Here is a 3,631-nt window from a genome sequence, read left to right as displayed (position 1 = left end):
GTCGAGGGGCCGGGAGGGCTACTCCGTGGCGATGGCGTCGAGGACGTTCATGCGGCCCGCGCGGAAGGCGGGGGCGAGGGCGGCGAGGAGGCCGACCACCGCGGAGCCGGCGAAGACGCCGAGGATGGTGGGCCAGGGGATCTCGAGGATGGTGAGGCCCTCGAGGGCGAGGAGCTGCTGCGCGGAGGCGCCCCAGCCCATGCCGAGCCCGAGCCCGAGCAGCGCGCCGAAGAGGGCGATGACCACCGACTCCAGCCGGATCATCCGCCGCAGCTGGCGGCGGGAGAGGCCGATGGCCCGCATGAGCCCGATCTCGCGGGTGCGCTCGATGACCGACAGGGCGAGGGTGTTGACGACGCCGAGGACGGCGACGATCACCGCGAGGGCGAGCAGTGCGTACACGATGTTGAGCAGCTGCCCGACCTGGTCCTTGAGGATCTCCTTGTAGTCGGTCTGGTCCATGACCTGGTACTGCGGGTGGCCGTCGAGGGCGGTCTTGAGCGCGGTGTAGGCGGCGTCCTCCTGGCCGTCCTCGGCCGCGGCGAAGACCAGGGAGTCGAGCGGCATCTTGTCGGCCGGGATGTGGGCGGCCGCGGTGTCGATGGAGAGGTAGAGGGCGCCCTTGTCGACGGTGACCTCGTCGGTGGTGATGGCGCGGACGGTGAGGGTCGCGGTCTCGCCGCCGGGGAAGTCGACCTTCACCTCGGAGCCGATGGTGAGGTCGTACTTCTCGGCGAAGTCGCCGAAGACGGACATGGAGTCGGGCTTGTAGGCGTCGGCGAGCTCGCCGGCCTCGGTCTCGACGCGGAGGTCCTCGGCGTAGGTGGGGTCGGCGGCGTTGAGCCATTCCTTGGGCGCGACGCGGCCGTCGGGCATGGTGAGCGTGGCGTCGGGGAGCAGCTTGTACTCGGTGACGCGGTCGATGCCTTCGGTGTCGCGGACGGCGTCGACGACCTGCGGGTTGATCAGCTGGCCGCTGGGCGACTGGATGATGAAGTCGGTGCCGACGCTCTTGTCGAGCTGGTCGGTGGCGGAGGCGACCATGGAGGAGCCGACGACGGAGAGGCAGGCGACGAGCGCGAGCCCGATCATCAGGGCGGCTCCGGTGGCGCCGGTGCGGCGCGGGTTGCGCAGGGCGTTGCGTTCGGCCATGCGGCCGACCGGGCCGAAGAGGCGCAGGATCACGGCGCCCAGCACCCGGACGACTCCGGAGGCGAGGACGGGTCCGACGACGATGAAGCCGACGAGGGTGGTGACGATGCCGAGGCCGAGCCATTGGGAGCCGGTGCCGGCGGTGTCGGCCTGGGTGGTGAGGTAGAGGGCGCCTGCTCCGGCGAGGGTGAGGACGGTGCCGAGGATCAGGCGGATGCGGCCGGCGCGGGCGTCGGCGGGCATGCCGGGGTCGCGCAGGGCGGCCATCGGGGACACCTTGGAGGCGCGCCGGGCGGGCAGGTAGGCGGCGACGACGGTGACGACGACGCCGAGGACGACGCCGGCGACGGGGGTGGTCCAGGCGATGGTGAGGTCGTCGGTGGAGAGGTTCATGCCCATGGCGCCCATGGCTTCCATGAGGAGGACGGCGAGGCCGATGCCGGCTCCGACGCCGAGTGCTGATCCGACGACGCCGAGGATCAGGGCTTCGGCGAGCACGGTGCGGTTCACCTGCTTCCTCGAGGAGCCGATGGCGCGCATCAGACCGATCTCCCGGGTGCGCTGGGTGACGAGCATGGAGAAGGTGTTGAAGATCAGGAAGACGCCGACCACGGCGGCCAGCAGGGCGAAGCCGAGCATGGCGTACTTCATGACGTCGAGGACTCCGGCGAAGTCGGCGGAGGCGTCGTCGGCTGCTTCGGCGGCGGTGCGGATCTTGTAGTCGCCGCCGTCGGCGGTGCCGGCGAGGGCGGTGGCGAGGGCCTTCTTGACCTGTGCGTCGGTGTGGCCGGCGGCGGTGGTGACGTAGACGTCGGTGAAGACGTCCTTCTCGCCGACGAGGATCCGCTGGGCGGTGGGGGTGTCGAGGTAGAAGGTGGCGGCGCCGGGGTTGGTGACGAGGAAGGCGGCGATGCCGCTGATCTTCGCGGTGTGGGTGCCGGTGACGTTGACGACCGAGATGCTGTCGCCCAGGGCGAGGCCGTGCTTGTCGGCGGTGTCGGCGTCGACCATGACCTGGTCGGGGCCGCGGGGCGGCGTGCCGTCGGTGATCTTCATGGTGCGGGCGTCGTTGGCGGTCCAGTTGCCGACGATGGTGGGCGCTCCGCCGGTGGGGGAGAGGCTGTCCTTCTCGGCGTCGATGACGGTGACGCTCGTGGACCACACGGCGCCTTCCGCGGTGGCGACGCCGTCGGCCTTCTTGACGTCCTGGAGGACGTCGGCGGGCAGGACGGGTGGTTTGCCGTTGGTGGAGGCGTTCTCGGCGCTGGAGTCGCCGGGGCTGACGGTGACGTCGGCGGAGGTGGTGGCGAAGAGCTTGTCGAAGGTGGTGTTCATGGTGTCGGTGAACACCAGGGTTCCGCAGACGAAGGCCACGGAGAGCAGGACGGCGACGGCGGAGAGGGCCATGCGTCCCTTGTGGGCGAGGAAGCCGCGGAAGGCGTCGCGTGTGGTGCTCATGAGGTGCGCCCCCGGGTGTCGAAGGCCTTCATGCGGTCGAGGACGGCTTCGGCGGTGGGGGTGCGCATCTCGTCGACGATGCGGCCGTCGGCGAGGTAGATGACGCGGTCGGCGTAGGAGGCGGCGACCGGGTCGTGGGTGACCATGACGATGGTCTGGCCGAAGTCGTCGACGGAGCGGCGCAGGAAGCCGAGGATCTCGGCGCCGGCGCGGGAGTCGAGGTTTCCGGTGGGTTCGTCGCCGAAGATGATCTGTGGCCGGGAGGCGAGGGCGCGGGCGACGGCGACGCGTTGCTGCTGGCCGCCGGAGAGCTGGGTGGGGCGGTGCTTGAGTCGGCCGGCGAGGCCGACGGTGGTGACGACGGTGTCGAGCCACTCCTTGTCGGGCTTGCGGCCGGCGATGTCGAGGGGGAGGGTGATGTTCTCCAGGGCGTTGAGGGTGGGCACGAGGTTGAACGCCTGGAAGACGAAGCCGACCTGGTCGCGGCGGAGCTGGGTGAGCTTCTTGTCCTTGAGGCCGGTGATCTCGGTGTCGTCGAGGAAGATCTGGCCGGAGGTGACGGTGTCGAGTCCGGCGAGGCAGTGCATCAGGGTCGACTTGCCGGAGCCGGAGGGGCCCATGATGGCGGTGAACTCGCCGCGCATCAGGTCGACGTCGATGGTGTCGAGGGCGACGACGCGGGTCTCTCCGGTGCCGTAGGCCTTGACGACCTGCCGCGCCCGCGCGGCGACGGCCGATGTCCTCCCGTTGCCCCCGGACTTGGGGATGGTCACAGCCGAAGTCACGGTGTTTCTCCTTGGGTTGTCTGTGTCCCTGTCGGGAAATGTCCGGCCCCCTCGCGGTGTGCGGGCGGGCCGGTGGTGCGTGGTGCGTGGTGCGGGTGTCACGTGCGGCGTCGCCTCGCGCGTCCGGGTGGGTTGTTCGGTCGCCGGGCGCGGTGTCCTGCCGTCGTGTCGAGTCTTCTCGCCGGGCGGGGCGGGCGCGATGGTGCCCGGTGCAGTTCGGGTGGGGGGTAAACCCC

General features: G+C 70.6%; 2 protein-coding genes. Both read right to left on the bottom strand.

Annotated features, from left to right (window positions below):
* Window positions 1-18: 18 nt before the first annotated feature.
* Window positions 19-2,610, bottom strand: coding sequence for an ABC transporter permease (locus ACOV8S_RS00505; protein ID WP_448315225.1), 2,592 nt, complete (start codon window positions 2,608-2,610; stop codon window positions 19-21).
* The gene (locus ACOV8S_RS00500; protein ID WP_448315223.1) at window positions 2,607-3,395 is read right to left on the bottom strand and encodes an ABC transporter ATP-binding protein; all 789 of its coding nucleotides are present in this window, start codon (window positions 3,393-3,395) and stop codon (window positions 2,607-2,609) included. Before ACOV8S_RS00500 ends, ACOV8S_RS00505 begins: the two co-directional genes overlap by 4 nt.
* Window positions 3,396-3,631 lie beyond the last annotated feature (236 nt).

It is taken from the genome of Streptomyces sp. CO7 (genome assembly GCF_053474865.1).
The sequence above is the reverse complement of the archived record's forward strand: the minus strand, read 5'-3'. Positions and strand labels throughout refer to the sequence as shown.

Bases quoted from the DNA above. Each gene is read 5' to 3' on its own strand.
- ACOV8S_RS00505 (WP_448315225.1), bottom strand. From the start codon at position 2,610: ATGAGCACCACACGCGACGCCTTCCGCGGCTTCCTCGCCCACAAGGGA.